Annotated in this window: 17 protein-coding genes and 2 pseudogenes; 10 read left to right on the top strand and 9 right to left on the bottom strand. The window is 70.4% G+C overall.

The window, feature by feature from the left end:
• Window positions 1-80 precede the first annotated feature (80 nt).
• Window positions 81-800, bottom strand: coding sequence for a sulfite exporter TauE/SafE family protein (locus IM697_RS23665; protein WP_194038020.1), 720 nt, complete (start codon window positions 798-800; stop codon window positions 81-83).
• 158 nt (window positions 801-958) lie between these two features.
• On the opposite strand from IM697_RS23665, the pseudogene IM697_RS23660 reads away from it, so the two are divergent.
• The 5 genes and pseudogenes from IM697_RS23660 to IM697_RS23645 all read left to right on the top strand — a co-directional run.
• Window positions 959-1,147: pseudogene (locus IM697_RS23660) on the top strand (IS30 family transposase); the annotation flags it as partial.
• A gap of 66 nt (window positions 1,148-1,213) precedes the next feature.
• Window positions 1,214-1,486: an IS3 family transposase gene (locus IM697_RS23655; protein ID WP_194038018.1), complete on the top strand. Its 273-nt coding sequence runs from the start codon at window positions 1,214-1,216 to the stop codon at window positions 1,484-1,486.
• A 116-nt stretch (window positions 1,487-1,602) separates the two neighbouring features.
• Complete coding sequence (locus IM697_RS45485) at window positions 1,603-1,737, top strand: hypothetical protein (protein WP_265582662.1); 135 nt, start codon at window positions 1,603-1,605, stop codon at window positions 1,735-1,737.
• A 217-nt stretch (window positions 1,738-1,954) separates the two neighbouring features.
• A complete protein-coding gene (locus IM697_RS23650) occupies window positions 1,955-2,950 on the top strand; it encodes an ATP-grasp domain-containing protein (protein ID WP_194038016.1) in 996 nt (331 codons plus the stop codon).
• Window position 2,951: 1 nt separating this feature from the next.
• Complete coding sequence (locus IM697_RS23645; RefSeq protein WP_194038014.1) at window positions 2,952-3,611, top strand: hypothetical protein; 660 nt, start codon at window positions 2,952-2,954, stop codon at window positions 3,609-3,611.
• Between the two features lie 136 nt (window positions 3,612-3,747).
• On the opposite strand, the gene IM697_RS23640 is transcribed toward IM697_RS23645, so the two are convergent.
• Window positions 3,748-4,896, bottom strand: a complete 1,149-nt coding sequence (locus IM697_RS23640; protein ID WP_194038012.1) for a hypothetical protein — start codon at window positions 4,894-4,896, stop codon at window positions 3,748-3,750.
• A gap of 266 nt (window positions 4,897-5,162) precedes the next feature.
• Between IM697_RS23640 and IM697_RS23635 the strand changes: the two genes are divergently transcribed.
• The gene (locus IM697_RS23635) at window positions 5,163-7,520 is read left to right on the top strand and encodes a DEAD/DEAH box helicase (protein WP_194038010.1); all 2,358 of its coding nucleotides are present in this window, start codon (window positions 5,163-5,165) and stop codon (window positions 7,518-7,520) included.
• A 69-nt stretch (window positions 7,521-7,589) separates the two neighbouring features.
• Here the strand turns inward: IM697_RS23635 and IM697_RS23630 are convergent, their stop codons facing one another.
• Genes IM697_RS23630 through IM697_RS23620 form a run of 3 tightly spaced genes read right to left on the bottom strand, consistent with a single transcriptional unit; the run spans window position 7,590 to window position 11,894 of the window.
• Window positions 7,590-8,738: an AAA family ATPase gene (locus IM697_RS23630; RefSeq protein ID WP_228044130.1), complete on the bottom strand. Its 1,149-nt coding sequence runs from the start codon at window positions 8,736-8,738 to the stop codon at window positions 7,590-7,592.
• Window positions 8,716-11,139, bottom strand: a complete 2,424-nt coding sequence (locus IM697_RS23625; RefSeq protein ID WP_194038006.1) for a DDE-type integrase/transposase/recombinase — start codon at window positions 11,137-11,139, stop codon at window positions 8,716-8,718. Before IM697_RS23625 ends, IM697_RS23630 begins: the two co-directional genes overlap by 23 nt.
• Window positions 11,136-11,894, bottom strand: coding sequence for a TnsA-like heteromeric transposase endonuclease subunit (locus IM697_RS23620; RefSeq protein WP_194038003.1), 759 nt, complete (start codon window positions 11,892-11,894; stop codon window positions 11,136-11,138). The genes IM697_RS23625 and IM697_RS23620 overlap by 4 nt, the downstream gene beginning before the upstream one ends.
• 225 nt (window positions 11,895-12,119) lie before the next feature.
• On the opposite strand from IM697_RS23620, the gene IM697_RS23615 reads away from it, so the two are divergent.
• Window positions 12,120-12,443 (top strand): hypothetical protein, encoded by a 324-nt coding sequence (locus IM697_RS23615; RefSeq protein ID WP_194038001.1) that lies wholly within the window; start codon window positions 12,120-12,122, stop codon window positions 12,441-12,443.
• A gap of 43 nt (window positions 12,444-12,486) precedes the next feature.
• The gene (locus tag IM697_RS23610; RefSeq protein WP_194037999.1) at window positions 12,487-13,101 is read left to right on the top strand and encodes a hypothetical protein; all 615 of its coding nucleotides are present in this window, start codon (window positions 12,487-12,489) and stop codon (window positions 13,099-13,101) included.
• Window positions 13,102-13,110: 9 nt separating this feature from the next.
• Here IM697_RS23610 and IM697_RS23605 read toward each other — a convergent pair whose 3' ends face one another.
• A complete protein-coding gene (locus IM697_RS23605) occupies window positions 13,111-14,232 on the bottom strand; it encodes a hypothetical protein (protein ID WP_194037997.1) in 1,122 nt (373 codons plus the stop codon).
• Window positions 14,233-14,497: 265 nt separating this feature from the next.
• Entirely contained in the window at window positions 14,498-15,604 is a 1,107-nt protein-coding gene (locus IM697_RS23600; protein WP_194037995.1) for a hypothetical protein, read from the bottom strand.
• Window positions 15,605-16,701: 1,097 nt separating this feature from the next.
• Here IM697_RS23600 and IM697_RS45965 point away from each other — a divergent pair.
• A pseudogene (locus IM697_RS45965) lies at window positions 16,702-16,758 on the top strand (hypothetical protein); the annotation flags it as partial.
• A gap of 259 nt (window positions 16,759-17,017) precedes the next feature.
• Here IM697_RS45965 and IM697_RS23590 read toward each other — a convergent pair.
• Window positions 17,018-17,746 (bottom strand): response regulator, encoded by a 729-nt coding sequence (locus IM697_RS23590; RefSeq protein ID WP_194037993.1) that lies wholly within the window; start codon window positions 17,744-17,746, stop codon window positions 17,018-17,020.
• A 462-nt stretch (window positions 17,747-18,208) separates the two neighbouring features.
• Here IM697_RS23590 and IM697_RS23585 point away from each other — a divergent pair, with 462 nt between their 5' ends.
• Complete coding sequence (locus IM697_RS23585) at window positions 18,209-19,351, top strand: serine hydrolase domain-containing protein (protein ID WP_322734528.1); 1,143 nt, start codon at window positions 18,209-18,211, stop codon at window positions 19,349-19,351.
• Window positions 19,352-19,411: 60 nt separating this feature from the next.
• Here IM697_RS23585 and IM697_RS23580 read toward each other — a convergent pair whose 3' ends face one another.
• Window positions 19,412-22,117 (bottom strand): SpoIIE family protein phosphatase, encoded by a 2,706-nt coding sequence (locus IM697_RS23580; RefSeq protein ID WP_407699547.1) that lies wholly within the window; start codon window positions 22,115-22,117, stop codon window positions 19,412-19,414.
• Window positions 22,118-22,262 lie beyond the last annotated feature (145 nt).

The raw sequence follows: 22,262 nt of genomic DNA, 5'->3' as shown, positions 1-22,262 counted from the left end.
AACGCGACACCGGTCTCCGGCGTCCTGGGTTGGGGGGAGGGGCGGCCCGCACGTCTGGGCAGGTGGGCTGTGTGTAGAAGTCAGACGACCGCGTCGATGAGCATGAGCACCGCGACCGCGAGCAGCACGTAGGCGAACAGACGCTGCAAGGCTTGACGCTTGATCCTGTTCGACAGACGTTTGCCGTCCCAAGCGCCCAAAAGCGCCGCCGCGGTGAAGGGGGCGATGACTGCCCAGGCGAGCTTCACACCGGTGCTGGCCCGTGCTGCCGCTGCGGCCAACGAGTTCACGGTGATGACCAGCAGGTTGGTCCCGACTGCTCGGCGCATGCTCAGCCCGAGGACGCTGACCAGCGTCGGCACGGCGAGGAAGCCGGTCACCGCGCCGAGCCCGGCACCGGCTGCACTGGCCGTACCCGGATGTACCCGGCCGGACGGTTCGCCGTCCCGAGGATGCAGCATGCTCAGGGCTGCGGCGCCGGCGACGACGGCAAAGGCGATGGTCAGCACGGACTGGGGCAGATGGCCGGTTGCGGCTCCGGCGAGCATCGCGGGCATTATGCCGGCCGAGGCAAGGAACAGTCCTGTGTGCCAGGCTACGTTGCCGTCACGAGCATGTCCGGTCAGTGCTGTGACCGAGGTGGGGATGACGAGGAGGCTGGCTGTCGTCGCTGCCGCCGGGGTGAAGTGGAGGAGGTAGATCAGGGCAGGTACGGCGAGGATGCTGCCTCCTCCGCCGAGCCCACCCTGTGCCAGGGCGACGGTGGCGCCGACGACGAGCGCAAGCATGAGCGCGATCATGCTGTCAGGCCATGGTTCTCGTGCGCGCTGGCGCCTGGACGTACGACGGTGGTGGCCGCTCGGAAGCTGCCGGTGGCGACACGCTCGCCCCTCGGTTCCACTGCCTGCAGCGAGCAGCATTCCCTACGGCAGATCACCGCGAGCTGGCTTGCGCAGCCAACGGCCTTCTGCGGCAGTACTTCCCGAAGGGCACCGACCTCAGCAGACACACCCGCGAGGATCTCGCGGCCGTCGCCGCAGCCCTCAACAGCAGACCCCGCAAGACCCTTGAGTGGAGGACACCCGCCGAAACGCTCAGTAGTCATCTACTATCAACACAAAACGGAAGTGTTGCAACGACTCCTTGAACCTGGGCAGAGCACACGTCCATCAAGCTCACAACTAGACTGATTCGGGCGGGAGTTGAGGCATCCATGGGCTCCGTCGGAGACTCGTACGACAACGCCCTCGCGGAGAACCTCTGGATGCTCATCAAAACCGAGGGCCTCCGTGGCCGCACCTTCACCACAAGGGCCGAGGCGAATCTCGCGCTCTTCGAGTACATCGACGGCTTCTATAACTCCCGCCGCATCCAGGAACGGCTCGGCTTCCTCAGCCCGATCGAGTTCGAGGAGAAGTACTACGCCGAGCAGGCGACGGCCGAACCAACGAATCTGAACACCCGTCACCCCCTGCTGACCAGCTGATCAGCGGCTCCCGCATGACGGGGAAACCTCAGGCACCCGAAAACCCCGATGACCCTCCCGTTCCCGCGGAGGCCTTCACCGAACGCGCTCTGCGCTCACACCTGTCCGCGGCCGCCGTGAGTACGGCACGCGCCCTTGGCCTGGTCGTCCGCCGCGGTGCTCTCGACCCGCAGACCCTGCTGGCCGTCCTGGGCGACCGGTACGGATACTGGACGGACGACATCGAGCACACCGACCCGTTCGCCTGGTGATCACTGGAGCGATACAGTCAGCCCGCTGCTGTGGCATCCGCCGGGTTCCCTGCATCGACGCGCTGAGGGGCAAGCTGCGGCCGAGGCTCGTGATGCTGGTGGAACGGCGTACAGCCCAGCCACTCCCGCGTCAGCCACCCCGCTCCAGACGGGGCAGATCAGCCGCCTCGGCACCGCCGGCAGCAGGCATAATGTCGCACGCATGTACGGTTGATGTGTGAGATCGTCCCCGCCCCAGGAGGGCGGCTGCCCCTCCGGCCCGCCGTCATCCGCGAGCAGGTCCCTGTCCGTTCTGCTCATCGGTGACCCGACGGACCCGCACATGGCCGCGGTCCTTGACCGGCTTCCCCGACACGGCACCGTCACCGTCGACGCGGCCTCCCTTCCCAACACACTGCGCGATCTCAACCCCCAGCACAGCACGCTGCTCGACCGCACCGGCGAACCGGTCCACATGTCCGCACAGCATCCCGCCCGCGGGTGGATCCGGCGCCTCGCCCCCGCGGGCTGGGACACGGGCGCCGTCCTGGGCGGCCACGCCGCTGCCCGACTCGCCGCACGCACGGCACTACTGGCCGCCCTCCTGCGGGACGACAGGCTCACCTGGCTGTGCCCCGTCGACGCGCTCTTCGCCGCCGAGAACAAGATCGTCCAGTACCGGGCGGCCCGCACGACCGGACTGCGCACCCCCAAAACCGCCATCAGCGCCAGCCCCGCCGTCCTGGCCGACGCCCTCGGTGAACCGTTCGTCGTCAAACCGCTGGGGCCGGGCAACTTCACGGGAGACGACGGCCACGAGCGCGTCGTGCCCGCCCAGGCCGTGACCGCGGCCGACCTGGCCGGCACGGACCTGCTCGACGCACCCTTCCTGGCGCAGGAATGCCTCACCGCCCGTACCCACCTGCGGATCGTCACCGTCGCCGGCCGGGCCTGGGCCGCCGAACTCGACGCCGACGGGCTCCCGTTGGACTGGCGCCAGTCCACATCAGCGCACCACGCCTTCCGCCCGACCTCCCGGTGGCGGGATACAGAACAAGCCGCCCTCGACCTGGCCGACCGCCTGGGAACCGGCTTCACCTGCCAGGACTGGGTCGTTGACGAGGCCGGCCCCGCCTTCCTCGACCTCAACCCCGGCGGACAGTGGCTCTTCCTGCCCGACAGCATGACGGCCCAGATCGCAGACTGCCTGGCCGGTTGGCTGAAGGGCGCCTGACATGCCGACGGTCACCGGCCGGTTCGCCGAAGCCCGCCTCTACCTCCACTACTGCGCGGCCCTGCTGCACCCCGGGCGACCGCTGCCCACCTTCGCCGACCCTGCCCCCTACACCGGCAGCCTCGACCACCTCCCGCCGGAGGACCTCGCCCTGCTGATCGAGGAAGGGCGCCGCCAATTCGATCGGCAGGCAGCAGACCTGGACCGCATCCGCAACCGGGCAGGCGCCTTGGCCACGGTCTCCCTCGCCCTGACCGCCGCGCTCATCGCCAGATCGCAAGAAGTGCTCTCCGAGCACTGGGCGCTCATCGCCGCCTGGGCCCTGTCATGCGGCCTTGCCGTCCTGGCGGTCGCGGGAACCGCCGCGGTTCTGACCGGACGAGCCGTCCTGGCCCGGATAGACACCGCCCTGGCAGCACAAGGAACTCCACCGCTCCAGAAGCAGCTCGCCGCCGGATACGTCCACAACGCCAGCACCGGAGAGGAGACCGTCAGGACGTTCCTCACCGTCTTCCGGGACGCAGCGACGCTCGCGATCGCCTCTGCCCTGATCTTCTTCACCGTGCTGCTGTGCACAGTGCACGGCAGCACCCCTACCGACACCCCGGAGCCGACATGCCCGACCTCTACGACCTCCTCGCAACCCGCGCACCCGAAGTGAGCGACCCAGCCGCCAGCACCCCGCCACCCTCCAACCCCGGCACCGTCTACACCGCTTCCGTCGAGACCATCGACAACGACCGTGCCGGCACACTCCTCAACACCGTGAACATCTGACACTCCCCGCCAGGGCGACGTCAGGCACGGCCGCCCAGGCGCCAGCCTCCGGGCGCGGGGGCCAGTTCGGTGGTGATCATCTCGCCCAGTTGCCATGGCAGACAGGAGCGCTCGCCGAGCGTTGCCTGAAGCGACTCGTCGGTGTGCGGGCCGGCCATCGGCAGGCGCCGGTAGCGGCCGCGGGCCGGCCGCTGTGTCGCAGACGGTCCCGCGCGGCGTGGCCGGGGCAGGAGGGGATGCCGTGACGCCCAGATACTGACGAGTTCCAATGCCTCGGCGACCGGGATGCCCCACTCGTCCAGGAGCAGCGCGACCTGCTCCAGCCAGCAGCCGTCCTCTTGTGGGGTGAGGGTGTACCGCAGGCGCCGCCGCTCCCGCGCGGCCAACGCCTCGGCCAGGCGGACCGCCTCGGGGTAGAACAGCAGCGGGGCGACGCGCAGTTCGTCGCGCCCGGCCCGCCCCAGCACCCGTCTGCGAGCCTGCCACACCGGCGCGTTGAGGGCGGGGATGTTCCACCAGCACGAGGTGAGGGCGTAGGCGTCCGCGAACATGGCGCGGCCCCCCGGTCCCAGACGCCGCTCCAGATACAGCCGCCGCCGGTGGGCGTTCACGACCTCGGGCAGCGCGGTCAGGGCAATGGCGGCGGCGCCCGGTTCGCGGCGGTTGTCCAGCCAGCGGCCGTGCGCCACGCACACCTGCCAGGTGGCATCGCTGGCCAGGTACGCCTCCAGGCGGGTGCGCTTGTTCTGGGCGCACAGTTCACACACCCGCACCAAAAAGCAGCCGGTCGTGTCCCAGGGCCAGTCCCACGCCGGCGGGCCCTTGTCTTCCAGCAGCCGGTGCTCGCGCAGGTTCGGCAGAGCGAACTGCAACTGGGCCACGGGGCGATGGGCCATGACGGCCAGCCGTTCCAGCGCGGCCCGGTTGAGATAGCCGTCGCCACACAGCGGATCACCCACCACACCGTCTTGACGCAACGGCGTGCCGAACATGAGCCAGAACTCTTCATCCGGGATGCCGTTGAGGTCCGCCAGACGCCGCGTGTAGGAGCCGGTCGATTCCCCGCCGATGAACGGCACCACGGATAGCCCGAGCCGCCGCGCCGGCTTCCATCTCTTCGTACGGCGCGCTCTGCCCGTGGTGCTGCGGGGAGTTCGGGCCGCCGTCATGGCCTCCTCGCCTCGCTTTTCGATCGCGGTGCCCTCGGCGGGCCAGCCTGGTTCGGATGTCATCAACAATGCCGGGAAACGAAAGGCCTCCTCGCGCAGGTCCCTCCTTGTCTACGACGCCACGCCGTTACGCGCTTCCTCTTCTGGCCATCACGCCTCACCCGGCCCAGACATTGGCTGAAAGTGCCTGCTGCGTGCCCGGGCGGGCCCGCCGAGTGGGTACATTCCCGCGATCTCAAGGCCGGCGGCACGGTTGAGGAGGCGGTGTGAGGTTACGCGACCACCAGATCGAGGCGCTCGCCGCGATCGAGACCGCTGCGGCCGCGGGAGAGCAGCGCATGACGGTCGTGTCCGCGTGCGGCACCGGCAAGACCTTGATCGCCCAGCAGGCCGCACAGCGTCTGGCCCCTCAGGGCGCCGTGCTGGTACTGATGCCGACGAAAGCCCTGGTGACGCAGACCGCCCGCCGCTGGCGTGAGACCGGCCATCCGGGACTGGCCCTCGGCGTCTGCTCCCTGCGCCAGACCGAGAGCGGACTGGCCCCGGGCGAGGCGTTGATGACCCGTGGAGCCCGGGCGATCGCCCGGGCGATGCGGGTGGGCGGCCCGGTCACCGTGTTCGCCACCTACGATTCGCTGCACCACATCAAGGAAGCCCATGACCAGCACGGTCTTGCGCCCTGGGACCTCGTGATCGCCGACGAGGCCCACCGCACCTGCTCCGCCTTCGGGGACGGCTGGGGCACCATCCACGACGACGCGGCGATCCCCGCCAAGATCCGCCTCTACATGACCGCCACGCCCCGCGTCTGGGACACCCCGGCTCCTGATGAGCTGACGCCGTTCATGGAACGCATCCCGCTGGCCACCATGGACCACCGGGAGATCTTCGGCCCGACCGTATTCGAACTGGGCATGGCGAAGGCCATCGAGCGCGGCATTCTGGCTGACTACCAGGTCGTCATGCCGATCGTCGACGACGCAGACCTGCACGCCATCCTTGCCGAGCGCCGCCCGAACACCACCGCGCACCACAACGGGCTGCGCAACGGTGCCATGCAGGTCGCCGTCCTGCGGGCGATCGCCGAGCACGGGCTGCGCCGCGTCCTGCTCTTCCACAACCGCATCGCATGGGCGAAGGCCTTCGCCGCCTCCCTGCCTCAGACCGCGCTCGAAGTCGGCGAAGAGCTGAGGATCGAGAACCTGTGGGCGCAGGCGATCCACTCCAAGCAGTCCGGCGAGTGGCGACGCGACCTGCTGGAGGACTTCGCCGACCCCGACCGGGAATGCGCGGTGCTGTCCAACGTGCGCGTGCTCAACGAGGGCGTCGACATGCCCGACGTCGACGCCGTGATCTTCGTCGATCCCCGTTACAGCGTCATCGACGCCGTGCAGGGCATAGGCCGCGGCCTGCGCCAGCCGCCCGGAGCGCAGAAGAAGACCACCCTGGTCATCCCCGTGTATCTGCGCCGCGGGGCCGATACCACCAACCTGCTGGAGGACTCCGCCTTCGCGAACCTGATCACCCTCCTGCAGGCGCTCCGCTCCCACGACGAGTCGTTCATGGACCGCATCGCCCTGCCCGCCCGCACTCGCCCGCGCAACCCGGCTGCAGCCGAACGCGCCCACTACTACGCCCGCCCCGAGCGCGCCGCCCAGCTGGCCCGTGCCCTGGGCCTGGAGCTCACTTTGCCGGCTGTTGGCACCTGGGAGCAGGCCCATGCCGCCGCCACCGCCTACCGCGCCCGCTTCGGGCATCTCGACGTCCCCGGCGACTACATCGACGAAGACGGCTTCGCTCTGGGCGAGTGCCTGGCCAACCTCCGTCTGCGCCACCTGCTGGACCGGCTGCCGGACGAACACGAACAGGCCCTGGACGCGCTCGGCATGCTGTGGGCCGCCCCTGAGCAGACGTTCGACGTCATGCTCGAGCGGGCCCGCGCCTGGGCGGCCGAGCACGGCCACCTCAGTGCCCCCGTCAAGGAGCACGTCGGCGGCCACAGGATCGGTGCCTGGCTGGCCACCCTGCGCCGCAAGGCCGCCAGTGGCCAACTGCCCGATGCTCACCGCGAGGCGCTCGACGCCATCGACCCGTACTGGAACGCGCCCTGGCCACGCGACTGGCAGCGCCAGTACGTCCGCGCCCAGGCCCTGGTGCGCGCCTCCCGCTGGCGGCTGGACATGCACGACGACACCGGGACGAGCGATCAGGACCGCTCGACGGTCAACTGGATCCACCGCCAACGCCTGAACTTCTTCCACCTGCACGAACAGCAGCAGGACCTGCTGCTTCAGCTGCGCATCCCGCCCCTGCCCGACGGCGTGTTCCACGACAGCTCCATCGATCCCGAACGCCACGCCTTCTACGTGGGCCTGGGCTACCTCGCCGTGTTCCTGGCCCGCGAAGGCCACGCGAACGTGCCCCGTCACCACCGTGAGCAGCAGGGGCGAACCGGCGACGGCCGCCGGTCCGCGCCCTATGCGCTGGGGGAGTGGGTGCACCAATGCCGCAAGCACCCCGAGCGGCTCACTGAGGAACAGCGCCACGCCCTTGAGGCGCTGCGCATGGTCTGGGACCCCAAGCTGGGACGCCGTAAGCGCCCCAAGCCGCCCCCCGGCCCGTAGCCGCAGCAGCGTCGACGGCCCCCGGGGTATCCACCACGGCACCCCGGCTGGACAGGGGAGCCGGGCACCTCACAGCCGCACGACACCGCCGACCTGGATCGTGTCCAGCAGATCCTTGGTGATGCGCTCCTCCCCAGAACGGATCGCTTTCTGAGCTGCCTGGCAGATCAAGTGCGACAGTGCGCGCATGTATCCGCGGCTGCGCTTGTGCAGTTCCTGCGACAGTTCCAACAGGTCGCCGCGCGTGTGCCGGTACAGCCGCAAATGCTTGTCGAACCGGTCGACGATGGTGGCGAACGTGCGCATTTCCTCGTCGCTGAAGCCGATCCTGCTGGTCTGCAGCACCGGATGATCGCCCCACGGCTGCTCGTCCCGCTCCAGAGGGGTGTCATTGTCCCGGATGAAAGGATCGACGATGGAACGTGCACCGCGCCCGCAGTAGATGAACGTCGCGCCGGTCTCCTCACCGATCACATCCAGGTACTGGAACGTCAGCTCCGCGTCCACGGCGGTGCGCAGCCGCTCAATGCCGTCGATGAGGACGAGCAGCGTGCGTGCGTTGCGCATCGCGCGGATGACCGACTCCGTCGGATCCCCGCTCTCCCGCTCCTGGCCCAGAAAGCGGGCGAACGCGCCGGCCCAGTTGCGCACGTTGCCGCGCACCGGCGGCGGCACGCTCAGTGGGATGACCGGGATCCGGTTCTCGTCCGGCCCGTACAGCTCCGCAAGCCGCCGCTCCCAGTGCACGCCGATCCACTGCAGCAGGGCGCTCTTGCCGGTGCCGCGCGGGCCGTCCACGGTGATCCCGATCTTGCCGTCGGTGCGCTGCCGGTTGGACATGACCTGCTGGGCCACCACCCGCAGTGCCCGGGTGATCGCCGGGGTGATCACCGTGCCCATGTGCCCGTGGTAGAGCAGCCGTTTGTCGTTTTCGGTGACCTTGGTGCCGTGCGGGGCGCAGTCAGCCAGATCCGGTGGCTTCGACAGCGTGGCGGCCAGTCGCCGCCAGGCAAAGCAGTCCTGCGGCCACAAAGGAACCGGCGGGGCCAGGAACATCTCCTGTGCCTCGCTCACGCTGCGCAGCAGCCGCTGCTCCTTGCTGGTCAGATCTTGCTCCAACGCTCCTCCTCCGTCTGTCGTCGCCCGGCTGCTGCCGACCAGGGTGCTGGCGGCCGGTCTCGCCGCAAGAGTGGTTTCACTCACTGCCTGGGTCGTCATCCTCGCCGTCGCCGTCGGGGGGCGTCTGGCGGATTTCGGCGATAATCCTGCGATACCGGGCCGTCAGGTCCTCGCCCTCCTCGCCGGCTGCCTCACCGGGCTGTACGCCTTCCCACGCCGCGAGGGAGGCATCCGGCGCCGCCGGCCCGCTCTCCCAGTCGATGGCTGCCCCCGCCGGACTCGTCGCGTACAGGCCGGTGTCGTCCAAGACCAGGGGGCCGTCGCCCAGTTCCGAGTCAGGGTCGGGAAGCAGCTGGGACCGATCCAGCGGGGCGCGACCCGCATACGGGTCGAACTCCGCCGGGGGCGCCGGCGGCGGCACGGAGGTGTAGCCGTCGGGCATCTGCACCAGCGCAGCCCGGTCCGGGCCCTGGGCGGCACGCTCCAGCAGATCGGCGAGCGCGTGGGCGATCGCCTCCTCGTCGTCGAGGCGGCCGCCACGTTCCAGATGCTGGGAGGCGGCGATGTCCCATAGGAACTGCGTGAACGGTCGCCCGACCACGTGCTGGTGCACCCATGTCGCCTCCACCCACTCGTTCCTGTGGTGGTCGCGCAGCCATACCCGGGACGGGTCGTTCGGCGTATACCGCACCTCCCACCGGCCCTTGCGTTTGCCCCGCAGTCCTGAACGGGTTTTCCGGCAGGGGTTCAGCCCCTTCTTCGGATCGCGCTCGGGGTTGTCATAGGTGCGGTTCTTGAAGCGGATACCCTGCGGGCTCACTCCCACCCACGCGGTCGGCAGCAGCCGCAGGTAGTCGTCCTGGGCCAGCGGGATCGGCAGGTAGCCCTCGACGGCCACGCACGCGGCGTACATCTCGTTCGGCGTCAGCTCGGGAAGGTAGGCGTCGTACGGGTCGGCGAGCTCGGGGTGCGGCTTGTTCTGCCACTCAAGCGCGATCCACTGCTGGAGCATGTCGTCGAGCTCGGCCAGCGTCCACAGCCGCTCGCCGTCCACCGTCCGCCGCACCCGCACCGGATCGTTCCCGGTGTACGTGTTCACGTGCTGGCTGAACATCGACTTGATGGAGCCGAAGGTGCGCTCCACGACCGACTTGTCCTGACCGGTGCGCTTGCGGGCCGGCCGCACCGAGATGCCCAGGTATTCGCAGGCGTCGAAGAAGGTCCGCCCGGCGAACACCGTGCCGTGGTCGATGACGATCAGATCCGGGATGATCACCGGCCGGGCAGCGGCCTGCGCGAACCGGGCATCGACGGCGACCAGTTCCTCATAGGGCAGGGCAGATGCGCTGGCGTGGACGGCCGCGTCGAAACCGGGCCGCATCGGCACCGGAACCAGGGCCTGCGCCAGCAGCTCGCAGGCGTCCACCGCCTTCGTCGCCCGGCCTTTGCGGCGCGGGGCTCCCACCAGCCCGCCCTGTCCGCCCTTGCGTCGTTTGCCGCGCCGGCCCGGCTGCTTGGGGCGCACCACCGCGGCGATGATGCTGCGGGTCGCCACACACACCGCGCAGGTCAGCTCGACCCGGGCCGGCTGGCCGTCATCGCCCAGCACCCAGATGTCCAGATCGGTGGAGTCGATCTGCACCAGCTCGCCCGGCATCGTCGCCGACGTCACCGAGAACGGCGGCACCGACCCCGCACCCGATTGGCCCCGAGCACCCCGGCTGCCGCCCAGGTCCCTCGCGTCGATGCCCAGCCGCTGCAGCAGCTTGTAGAGCGTCGGCTCGGCCGGGACCTTGACCGACTCGCCGTGCGCGGCACGCACCGAACGGCGCAGCTGCTTGAACAACTTGCGCGCGTCGCTGGGCGTATCCTGCCGCCGCCGCTGCCGGTCCACCAGCAACAGAAGCTGGTCCACCACCCGCTGATCGGTCAGCCCGTACAGCCGCTGCTTCTTGGTGCTGCGCTGATCCACCAGCGACGCCACCGTGCGCTTCTTGCGGTACGCCAGCCGTTTGGCCTGCACCGTCTGCCAGGACACCGACCAGCCCAGCACCGCGCGCAGCTCCGCCGCCTTGGCCTGGTAACGCTCGATGAACGTGGTGGTGGCCGGGTTGTACATGGGCCGCGGCCGCGCCCCCGCAGCCGCGTCCGGCGGCAGCCCGGTATCGACCTCGATGACCGCCCGCCACCACTGCTGCGCCGCCTGCGCCGCATGTGCGGGAATGCCTTCCAGGGCAGCGAAGTCGGGCAGCTCGGCCTGCGTGACGGGCTGCCCCGCCTCGTCCAGGACCGCGAAGTCCGCAGCCGAGGCCAGCATGGCCAGCAGCACCGACACCGGATCCTGCCCTCCGCCGCCGGGAACCAGGAGTACTTTCGCCCCGTCCAGACCGGCCACCGTGTACCGGCTTCCGCGCCAGCGCACTTGGTCGCCGCGCACCAGCACCCCGCGCGGGGCGCGCCGCACCACCAGCGATGCCCGCTCCACTGCGGCCGCCGTCACGGCTGCTCCGTCGCCAACGGGCGGCGCACCGCGTCCGGTTCGCCCGCAGCCAGCGGCCCCACCGCCGCCCCGGGACCGAGCGGCACGCTCCAGTCCACGCCCAGCCGACGGTGCCACAGCATGTGGTAGAGCCGGGGCAGGGCCAGCGTCCGCGGCACCCCGCACGCCTCCACGCCTTCCATCAGCGGCCGTGGCCGGGTGAAGGACCGCGCCAGTGCTGCCTCCACCTCCGCGTCGCCGTACCGGGGATGGCGGCGGCGCGAGACCCACCGCAGATTGACCAGCGCCACCGTTCCCGGCAGCCGCGGCGCGGCGAGCTGCCAGCCCGTCTGCTCACAGGCCTCGCGCAGCACCGCCAGCTGCCGCTCGAACCTGCCGCTCGGTCCCGTCTGCGGCGGGCAGGCCACCACCAGCGTCTGACCGGCCGCGGTGCGCACGAAGAAGTCCGGCACCAGCTGCCGCTGCCGGCCCTTTTCCCGCCAGACCAGCTGCGCCGCCCAGGCGCTGAAGTCGACCACCCCCGGATGGAAATCCAGCAGCATCGCCATCGACAGCCGGTCCAGCGACCGACAGCCCACAAGCCGCCTGTTGGTCGCCGCCCACCACCAGGTGACGATGCTGCGCTGGGACGGGTGCCGCGACGGCTGCCACACCTCGCCCCGCTCGGTCAGCGGAACCTCTGCCATCCGCTCGGCCGGCCGTGTCCGCCGCACTCCGTACTGGTCTTGGTGGAGAACCCGTAACTCCCGTGCCATGAACGCTCCCTCGCCTGCCGCCCGCCGCGTGCCCGAGCGGCTGCCGACGGGCGGGCTGCCAGACCTCATAACACACCGCCCGCTCGCCGGCCCCGTCCGTACAGCGTGTTCCGGACAGCATCAACCCGGCGCCCGTGCGTCATAGATCGCGCCCTACGTCCAGGTACCCGCCAACATCAACTTGCCTGTATTGACAAATGATTCGCGATTCGCGATAAATAAATCATGCAGCATGCGGAGGAGTTGCGGCGCCTGTCGGCAGGGATCTTCGGCAACCGCTACCGGGCCGAACTCATCGCCGCCCTGGCCGCCGCCGGCGACGACGGTGTCTGCCTGGGCGACCTGGCCCTGACCCAGCAGGTGCCGGCCAGCGTCTACCTGCCTCCGGCGCGCGCCCTGATCACCCTCGGCCTGGCCGAGCGCATCGCGCCGGTGGCGGGGGAGCGGCGCCGCTGGTACCGGCGCCGCGGCAGCGCCCAGGCCTGGCAGTCACTGGCCGCCACCGTCGCCCGGCTTCAGGAACACCGCACACCCGGCAACGCCGCCTAGCTCGCAACAACCACCATCAGCACATGGAACGAAGGAGGCCGGCATGGCACCGGCAGCGCAAACCCGGGCCTTCGTCGAGCACGCCTCGGCCCTCCTGGTGGGCGAGGGCGTACAGACCGCAGAGATGACACTCGAAGGCAGCCGGAACACACTCGTCTTCTACCGGCGCGACCACCTCGAATGCGAACGCCGCCGCCAGCAGGACGCCGCCCCCCTGGGCATCGGCGCTCTCACGGCCCTGCTCCAGCTCCCCGCCGACATCCCCATCCCGCTTCACTCACTGCCCGAGGCGCTGCAGGCCAAGTTGCCCAAGCTGCCCCGTGGCGCCGTGACCCTCACCGGCGATCACGTCTGCCGGCAGGCAGTCCGCCCGTTGACCGTCGACCTGGCGGTCGTCCGCGCCCGCAGCACCCACTGGGAGGGCGGGCTGGCCCGCGCCAGCCGCTTCCGCACGTTCACCCGCCGAGCCCTGCTCGTTGACCCCCCGGCCCCCGCGCGAGACGACCTCCTCATGCGCGCCGCCTACCTGGGTATCGGCATTCTCGAACCCGCCACCGACGGCCTCGCCTGGGCGCTGCTGCCCGAGCCCTACCGGCCGCGTCGCCACACCGCCGTCGCCTGGCACTTCACCGAGCAACTCCACGCCCGCCTGCCCTGACACCCCCGCTCAGCCACGACGCGACGCCGCCGCCTGAGGGGCCGGGAGTTCGGCCCATGCGGCCAGCTCCGCAGGAGGGGTGAATCCCGACTCATGCTGGATGCGGCCATTCCACACCGGGTACTTGTCCAGCGCCTGCCGACACCGCTCGCGCCACCACCCGCCTCGCCCCGCCACGTCGATGGCACACACCTGCGCTATCCACTCCATCAGGACGGCGGCATTGTGCCCGGCGGCCTCCGTCTGATGCTCCATGGTCGTGAACCGGCCCAGGTCCTCGCCCTGGCACTGCTCGCACCAGCAGGCCGGGACCTCATCGCCCAGCCGTCTGGCCAGAGTGAGACCGAGGGAAAAGTTCATCAGCTCCGGGAAGAGAACCATCGGGCTGCTCGGGCCGCCCCGCGAAGGCTCCTTGGCCGGTTCCGGCGGCTCGGCACGGCGCATGCTGCCGTCGGCGCCGAAGGCAGCGAACCCGGCACCCCGCGCCAGACCCCCGAACGCGCCCAGCCCCGTGCGCAGTACCCCTGCGTCCGGCACTGCATCCAGAAGCCGCACCAGTCCCGCCACGCCGGCCGGCGTACCCGGCAGCGAGCCACCCACGATGAGTGCCTTCGGCCCCGGGTACCGCCCCAGCACATCAGTCAGCTGCTTCAGCAGCTCTGCCTGAAACCAGCCCGCATCGACCGGCACGGTCAGCACCACCCGCGGATCACCCAGCCGCGCCACCCGCACAGCCGCCGCCTCCAGCGCCCTCACCGCCCCGGCACGCAGATATCCCGTCGGCGCCAACGCCGCGTCCGCGAACGCCAGATGCGCCAGCATCTGATGCTCCAGCGGATCCCCGAACAACGGCGCCGGCCCGTCATCCAGGACCGGGAACGGCGCCTCCTCACAGGCCTCGGCCTCCCGGTAGCAGGCCTCGTCGACCAGCAGCGCCGCCTCGAAGCCCTCCTCCCGCAGTTGCCCGGCCCTGGCCAGCGCCCCGTCCCCCGTCAACACCAGGCCGCTCACAGACGCATCGACCCGGTCGCGGTAGCGAGCAGCCCGCCGGTGACCGACCTGCAAGAACACCCGACCCGCCACGGCCGCGGGAGCCAGGCTGCCCAGAGGAGCTGACGCGCGTGCTGTCATGCAGCCTCCACACGAGCCGGATACGGCCGGCGTGCTCGGGGCGGGGCAAACCAAGAAGCGTTGCTGCACCGCGCGAACACCGCAGCCACAAAAGTCTGATCCTCCAACTTCCGGCACAGTAACAGCAGTTCCTCACTGCCAGATGCCGCTTCCGGCAACAGCCCCGACCCGCCAGGCGACGAGCGGGCCCGCTCACTTCGCTGTCCCGTGCAGGTGGGCAGACTGCCCCTCCTGTCCCTGCAGTGGGCCGACCGTCGCGGGATACTCACGCCTGCTCCTGCTGCAGGACGAAGCGAGCACCAGGGATGAGCCAGATCCCCCTGGGCGTCACCGTCTCCTCGGACACAGGCAGGTCCTGGTGCCGGGATGCGTGGGGCGGAAGGCCCGGTCTCGGATGCTGCGGCGCCCCGCCCGAAGGGGCGGGCGCCCGCACGGCACGGCGCACGGAAGGCAACGGCCGGTTCTCAATACGCGGAGACAGAGCATGCCGCTTGCGCCGCACGGGCGCGGACATCCGCTGCCGGTAGCGCGGCCCCGGCCGCACGAGGTGGTCCACCATGCCGTCGACCTCCAGCCAGCCCGCGGACTGCAACACATCGGCAGCCGCCGCCAGTTGACCGGTGCTCCACGGCCCGCCCGGATCCTGCGCGCAGTGGGCGACGAGAACGTCCCGCAGCGTCGGTGAATGCCGGTGGCGGCGGTAGTAGGCGTGAGTCCAGGCCGCCATCGCCCTCTCCTGCCCGGCCACATTGATCGCACTGCTGCCACCCGACGTCACGGCCGAGGCGGCGTGGGGGAGGAGAGGCTGCACCTTGTCGGCGAGTTGATAGGTCGCCGGCTGCCTCCACCCGCAGTTGAGGTGCAGCACGCCGAGCCAGCCCGCGCCGAGCAGCACCCGCAGAGCCTGAGCGCCGTCCTCGGGTGAAGGGTGAGCGCAGTGTCGGGCAAGCAGCCGCGGGCGCACCTGACCTGTGTGCTCCCGGTGGCCGCGTGCCATGAGATACACGGCGGCCAGACGCACATCCGCGCGAAGGCCCCGCAGTAGCGGGTGGCTGGCCACCCGCCACACCCAGTCGTCCACGGTCCGGCCGCAGTGCCGGGACAGCCCTGTCTGCAATCCCAGGCGGTTCTCAGTCAGCGCGCAGGCCATGACCGGCGCCTCGGACGTCGGCGTCGAAACGGGGCTGCGCAGCCAGCCGTCTGCACGGAGTTCGTGTACGGCAGTCTCGGACAACCCGGTGCGATGCGGCTGGAGATCCTCGGCCGTGAGCCAGGCCGTGCCACTGTGGCCACTGCGCAGAGCGAGCAGCAACGCCAGCAGCCGTGCCGGCGCAGATCGCCCGGCACCGGCCTCGCTGAGTTGCCGCACCACGGCCCCGACGCCGGCAGCCTCCGCTGCCGAAGGCACCCACGCAGACGGCGGGGTGGTTACGGCCGTGCGGCGAGCCTGAAGCGCACCTTCCTGAGCGCAGACCGGACATGGCAAAGCCCTCACCGGCTTCCGCGCACGCGACTTGCCGCTCACCTGATCCGGTGGGGACCCGACCGGAGCGGCGCCGCTCTTGAGAACGGCGCTGCGCGGGATAACGCGGGCGCACTCCGAACACACCTCGGCGACCGTCCACACCCGGTCCGCTACACCGGGCACCAGCACAAGGACCACCGGACCACCACAGCCTTTGCGGCGGCCGCCATGCCAGGCACAGCCCGCGGCCCTGCAGCGGCAGACACCCGTCGTGGACACTCGGATCTGCTGCACGTGCGCGCGGATATGATGCAGCGCCGCTGCCCGGGCGGATCGCGGATCGCGGTAGCGTTCACCAGGCGGTCTGCACAGCGGTGCCGAGCAGTCGATAACACTCGTGCCCTCGGCCGGACGCCCCTTGGGGACCAGCCGGACTGTCCAGCAACGACCCGACCGTGCCATGCGCCACCGTCCTTCACTCGTGCAGACTCTCAACCGTTGCCCGCCGGGGCGCCGGACATCCCAGCTCATCCGGACGCTCTGTCGACCGCGGCCGGACCATAGCCGCCGGCGTAGCGGCCCAAGCAGCCGAGACACTCCGTGAGAGCCGTGTGAGCGATGAGAAATGGACATGCATTCGCTAGCGAAATATGTGTTCTATTTATGGTGGTGTGCCCACTGCCGTCACGGCGCGGGTATTCCGCCGTTCACGCGCCGCCGTGGTAGAGGGCGCCCCGGGCTTGATGCCGGCGGACGACTCCCGGAGGGAACTGCCCTCAAGCCGACAACAAGCCATAGGGCACGCCGAACACGAGCTCCGGACCACTGCGGTTGCTGACGTCGAGCGGCGAGCGATCGACACGACGAGATCCCGGGTAAGTACGCGTTCCGCTGTGCCGGGATCATGTTGTGCCGCCGCAGGCCTGCTCGCCCGGGAAGACCTGCCGTAGTAGTCCGGCAGACGTTGGCCGGATCGGGACGCCTGGACGTTCGTCGCCACCCTCGTGGCCGTGGAAGAACCCGAAGCACACCTCCACGTCAGCCTGCAACGGCACCTCTTCGGCTACCTGCTGCGCAGCGGCACCTCGCTCATCTTCACGACGCACAGTCCACACATCGCCGCCGTGGCCCCCATCCGTTCCTTCATCGCGCTGCGCGCCACCGTCGGAGCCAGTACCGTCGCTCTGCCGGTCACCGACGAACAAGCCCAGGACCTGGAACGCTACATCGACATCAGCCGCGCCGAGGTGCTCTTCGCTTCCGCGGGATTCGACCTCGACGCCTACGGAACCGTCGTTGCCAGCGCTCACGGAACCGGCTTCAAGCCCGGCGAAGCATCGGGCGAGGGTCATGATGCGGCTGCTCGCCCTGCGGAGCCACCCAGGTGTACAGGTGCTCGGGGCGGCCTCTCTCGCCGTAACGCAGGCTCATCCGGACCCTGCCTGCGCGCTCCAGCAGTCGCAGGTAGCGCTGGGCCGTCTGACGGCTGAGGCCGGCCTGCGCCGCGACCTCGATGGCCGGCAGCGGGCCCGGTGCCGTCCGCAGCGCCTCTCTCACTCGTTCGACGGTGAACGTGGAGTGGCCCTTCGGCAGGGTGGCCGCGTCCGGGGCCGAGCCACCGAACACGCCGAAGATGCGGTCGACCTCGTGCTGTTCGGCCTCACCGGCGTCGGCGAGGGTCCGGCGCAGTGCGGCGTAGCCCTCCAGCTTGACGCGCAGTCCGGCGAAGGTGAACGGCTTGACCAGGTACTGCAGCGCGCCGTGGCGCATGGCCGCCTGCACGGTGGCGATGTCCCGTGCCGCCGTCACCATGATCACGTCCGAGTGCAGCCCGTGCTCCCGCAGCCGCCGCACCAGCGCGAGGCCGGATTCGTCGGGCAGGTAGTGGTCGAGCAGCACGAGGTCGATCGTGCCCTGTTCGAGAACGCCCAGCGCCTGCGCGGCCGTGTGCGCCTGGCCCGTGACCCGGAAGCCCGGGATTTTGGTGACGTAGGCCGCGTTGACGCGGGCAACCCGGTGGTCGTCGTCCACCACCAGCACGTCGATCATCACGCGCCTCCCGGCGTCAGGACTCGAAATACCACCGCACTCGCCCATGAGCCGACCCAGGGTGCCGCGGCCCGGACGACCGTAGGCGGCGAAACGCGCGTCAACAAGAGGTGGGTCCGGGAGCAGTATGCGCTAAATGCCGATCAGGCACCTGCGCGCGGCGGAGTAAGCGAAACGAGCGAATAGGGCGCAAAGATCCTTACGCTCGTAATCCGCTCAATGAATAGCGCTCTGGTGGCGCCGTATGCGGTGCATCTACCGTGCCGGACGAGCAGAAGCGAAAGGGCTGCCGACCGGAAGAGCAATACGCAACGGTGCCATTGTCTCGACTCCGCGAAAAGGCCCCACCGTCATAAACGGTTTATGAGCAAGGAAGTGATCACCGTGCTGCCACCCGGGGCTGCTGACAGACCGGCTGAGGGACCGCACGTTCATGGCGCGACGGCCGAGGGATTCGGGGCCGTGCGAGACGCCTTCACAGCCAACTTCGTAGAGCGCGGCGACCGGGGCGCGGCCGTCGCCGTCCACCGTGCCGGCGAACTCGTCGTCGACCTGTGGGGCGGCACGGCAGACGCCGACGCCCCGGCCGGGGAGGGCAGGCCGTGGACCCGCGACACGGTCCAGGTCCTGCGCTCGGCGACCAAGGGCGTGGCCGCCACCGTGGTGCTGCTGCTCGCCGACCGGGGACTGATCGATCTGGACGCTCCCGTGTCCGATCACTGGCCGGAGTTCGCCGCCGCGGGCAAGGAGCGCATCACCACCCGTCAGCTGCTGTCCCACCAGGCCGGTCTGGCCGCCCTCGACCACGCCCTGGACCGGGCACGGGCGGGGGACCAGATCACCGGTGCGTCGGCCGTCGCCGCACAGCACCCCCTGTGGGAACCCGGTACGTCCCACGGCTACCACGCCCAGACCTTCAGCTGGCTGCTCGGCGAGCTGGTCCGCCGGGTGGACGGGCGCTCACTCGGCACGGTGCTCGCCGAGGACCTCACCGACCTGCTCGGCCTGGACGTGTGGATAGGCCTCCCGGCAGAGCACCACCACAGGGTCGGACGGGTCGCCGCAGCCGCATCACCGCACGTGTCCGGCGGGGCGCTGCGTACGCGTCCGCGCGCGAGCGTCGCCGCCGCCTACTCCGACGCCGACTCGCTCACCCGCCGGGCCTTCGCCACCGTCACCCCGTCTCCCGACGAGAACGACCCCGCCTGGTGGAGCGCCGAACTCCCCGCCTCCAACGGCATCGCCACCGCCCGTGGACTCGCCGGTTTCTACGCCGCCCTGGCCGCGGGGCGCATCCTGACCCGGCGGACGCTGGCCCAGGCACGCCGCCTCCACACGGCGGGGGCCGATCAGGTGCTGCTCAGCAGAACGCGTTTCGGGCTGGGTTTCATGCTGCACGGTCCCGCCTCCCCGATGACGTCGCCCATGGCCTTCGGACACCCGGGCCGCGGCGGCACGCTCGCCTTCACGGACCCCGATCTGGGTGTCTCCTTCGCCTATGTCACCAACACCTTGCAGCCCAATGTCACCAGCGATCCCCGCGCGCAGGCGTTGCTGCACGCCCTGCGGCAGGTACTGGTCCGCCAGGGCCGGGCGGCGGCATGACTCGTCCCCCGCACGGTGGGGCCCGTCCACGGCATGACCGTGGCTGCGGTCACAGGAGACTCACGCCGTCCGGGAGGGCAGCGTCTGCTCAGCCCAGATGACCTTGCCCTCCGCCGTGTAGCGCGTGCCCCAGCGGTCGGCGAGCTGCGCCACGAGGAACAGACCGCGTCCGCCTTCGTCCGTGGTGGCCGCGTACCGGAGGCGAGGTGAGGTACTGCTGCCGTCGGACACCTCACAGATCAGCTTGCGGTCGTGGAGCAGCCGGACGCCGATCGAGCCCGAGGCGTAACGGATGGCATTGGTGATCAGTTCGCTGAGGACCAGCTCGGTGACGAAGCCGAGTTCGTCCAGCTCCCACGCGGTCAGCTGGTCGGCCACGGCATTGCGCACCCGGCCCACGGCCGCGGGGTCACGGGGCACGTCCCAGCGTGCCATCCGGTCCGCTCGCAGCACGTGCGTACGGGCCACCAACAGCGCGATGTCGTCGCGCTGGGGCTCCGGCAGCAGGGCGTCGAGCACCGCACCGCAGGTGTCCTCGAGCGTTCCGTCTGCATCCCGCAAGGTGCCGGCCAGGGTGTCCAGGCACACGTCGATGTCCCGGTCGCGGTGCTCGAGCAGACCGTCCGTGTAGAGCACCAGCCTGCTGCCCTCCGGCACCTCCGTCTCGGTGGCCTCGAAGGGCATACCGCCGACGCCCAGCGGCGGACCCGCGGGCGGTTCGAGGTAGCGCACGGTTCCGTCGGGAAGCGTCAGCGCGGGCGGGGGGTGTCCGGCTCGGGCCAGGGCACAGCGGCGAGCGACCGGATCGTAGACGGCGTACAGGCAGGTGGCGCCGACGATCGCGTCGTCGGCCTCCCGGGTCTCCTCGCCCACGGCCAGTTCGTCGAGGCGGGCGAGGAGTTCGTCGGGCATCAGGTCCAGCGAGGAGAAGGTGCGCACTGCCGTACGCAGGCGGCCCATGGCGGCCGCGGCGGACAGGCCCTGCCCGACGACGTCGCCCACCACGAGCGCGACCCTGGCCCCCGGCAGGGGGATGACGTCGAACCAGTCACCGCCCATTCCCTGCCGCGCCGGCAGGTAGCGGTAGGCGATGTCGACGGCGTTCTGCTCGGGCAGCCGGCGGGGCAGCAGACTGCGCTGGAGCGCCACTGCTGTCGTGTGCTCCCTGGTGTAGCGGCGGGCGTTGTCGATACAGACCGCGGCGCGGGCGACCAGTTCCTCCGCCAGGGCGAGATCGTCGTCCTCGAACGGCTCGGAGCGCTGTGACCGCCAGAAGTTCGCCACGCCCAGTACCACTCCACGGGCGTAGAGCGGGGCGGTGATCAGGGAGTGGACGCCGTAGTCGACTATCTGCCGGACACGTTCGGCGTCCTGGGCCCAGAGTCCGGAGGCGTCGGCCAGGTCGGTCTCGAGGACGGCCCTGCCGCGGTTGAGGCCAACAGCCTGCGGTGTGGCGCGGACGAACTCGATCAGTGACCCGAGGGGATAGAACGGCGGGTCCTCTCGGATGCCTCGTACCGCGGTGCGCCTGAGCTCCTTCTCGGCGCCCACGGGCTCGTCGCCGTGCAGCACCGGCTCGGCGAGATCGACGGAGACGAAGTCGGCGTACTGCGGCACTGCCACCTCGGCCAGTTCCTCCGCCGTCCGGGTCACATCGAGGGACGTACCGATCCGGACGCTCGCGTCGTACAGCACCTTGAGGCGTTCGGTCGCCGCTTCCGCCCTTCCGGCGAGCACGCGCAGCTCGGTCGAGTCCCGCAGCGTCACGACGCTGCCCCGAGGGCCCTTGTACCGGTCGAGGGGCCGCTGGTTCACGGCCAGCAGCCGTCCTCCGGCGAAGATCACCTCATCGGTGGCCGCCCGGCCCGAGGCGAGCAGTTCGGCGACCGGTGCCGTCAGCCCGAGTTCGTCCGTCCGGCGGCCCTGCGCGTCCGGAGGAATGTCGAGCAGCCGATGTGCCTCGTCGTTGGCCAGCAGCAGACGACGGGCGCCGTCGACGATGACCACGCCCTCCCGTACCGAGTGCAGGACCGCGTCGTGGTGCTCGTACATGCGGGTGATCTCGGTCGGGCCGAGGCCGTGGGTCTGACGGAGCAGCCGTCGGCTGAGGAGCGCCGCGCCACCCACGGTGAGGGCCATCGCGCCCGCGGCCGCGCCCAGCAGGGCCGGGATCTCCTGCGCGACCCTGTCATCGACGTTCTCGATGGTGACGCCGGCACTGACCGCGCCGACCACCGCTCCGTCGGCGGCCCGGACGGGGACGAAGGCGCGGTACTGCGGGCCGAGGGAGCCGGTCGTCTCGCTCTGGATCGTCCGGCCGGCGAGCAGGGGACTCATGTCCTCGTCGTTGTCCTCGCCGATGAGCTCGGGGTTCGGATGCGTGCGACGGATCCCGTCCCGGTCCACCACGACGACGAAGTCGATGCCGGAGCCCTCCCTGGCCGCCTCGGCCCGGGCCTGCAGCACGGCTGTCGGGTCGGGTGACCGCAGGGCCTGGGCGACTCCGGGAGCCTGGGCGAAAGCCTGCGCGACGCCGAGGGAGCGGTCCTTGGCGTCACGGGTGCTCTCGCGCTGGAGGGTCAGCACCAGCAGGACGACGGCCGCGACCACCAGCCCCAGGATGATCACCAACTGGAGGACGAACATCTGGCCGATCACGCTGTGCACATTCAGCACCGACCGCAGACGGCCGCGCTGCCGGCTCGCGGATTCGTCCCTGGCCGGGGCATCCGGAGAAACCGGGCGGCGGCCCGGCACCTGAGCCATGGCACCTTTCTACTCCTGCCGCACTCCCGGGTCCACCTCTGCCTGGGCCACCCGCCGAGGCGCTGTCCGGGAACCGGGCGGGTGGTCGCCCAATTGGACATGTGATTACCGCCGCGGCGCAACGACTGGCGCGTTTATGCGCATT

The sequence above is a fragment of the Streptomyces ferrugineus genome, from assembly GCF_015160855.1.
GTDB classification, from domain to species: Bacteria; Actinomycetota; Actinomycetes; order Streptomycetales; family Streptomycetaceae; genus Streptomyces; species Streptomyces ferrugineus.
The sequence above is the reverse complement of the archived record's forward strand: the minus strand, read 5'-3'. Positions and strand labels throughout refer to the sequence as shown.

Bases quoted from the DNA above. Each gene is read 5' to 3' on its own strand.
- IM697_RS23665 (WP_194038020.1), bottom strand. From the start codon at position 800: ATGATCGCGCTCATGCTTGCGCTCGTCGTCGGCGCCACCGTCGCCCTG.
- IM697_RS23655 (WP_194038018.1), top strand. From the start codon at position 1,214: ATGGGCTCCGTCGGAGACTCGTACGACAACGCCCTCGCGGAGAACCTC.
- IM697_RS23645 (WP_194038014.1), top strand. From the start codon at position 2,952: ATGCCGACGGTCACCGGCCGGTTCGCCGAAGCCCGCCTCTACCTCCAC.
- IM697_RS23640 (WP_194038012.1), bottom strand. From the start codon at position 4,896: ATGACGGCGGCCCGAACTCCCCGCAGCACCACGGGCAGAGCGCGCCGT.
- IM697_RS23630 (WP_228044130.1), bottom strand. From the start codon at position 8,738: ATGACGACCCAGGCAGTGAGTGAAACCACTCTTGCGGCGAGACCGGCC.
- IM697_RS23620 (WP_194038003.1), bottom strand. From the start codon at position 11,894: ATGGCACGGGAGTTACGGGTTCTCCACCAAGACCAGTACGGAGTGCGG.
- IM697_RS23615 (WP_194038001.1), top strand. From the start codon at position 12,120: ATGCAGCATGCGGAGGAGTTGCGGCGCCTGTCGGCAGGGATCTTCGGC.
- IM697_RS23610 (WP_194037999.1), top strand. From the start codon at position 12,487: ATGGCACCGGCAGCGCAAACCCGGGCCTTCGTCGAGCACGCCTCGGCC.
- IM697_RS23605 (WP_194037997.1), bottom strand. From the start codon at position 14,232: ATGACAGCACGCGCGTCAGCTCCTCTGGGCAGCCTGGCTCCCGCGGCC.
- IM697_RS23590 (WP_194037993.1), bottom strand. From the start codon at position 17,746: ATGATCGACGTGCTGGTGGTGGACGACGACCACCGGGTTGCCCGCGTC.
- IM697_RS23580 (WP_407699547.1), bottom strand. From the start codon at position 22,117: ATGGCTCAGGTGCCGGGCCGCCGCCCGGTTTCTCCGGATGCCCCGGCC.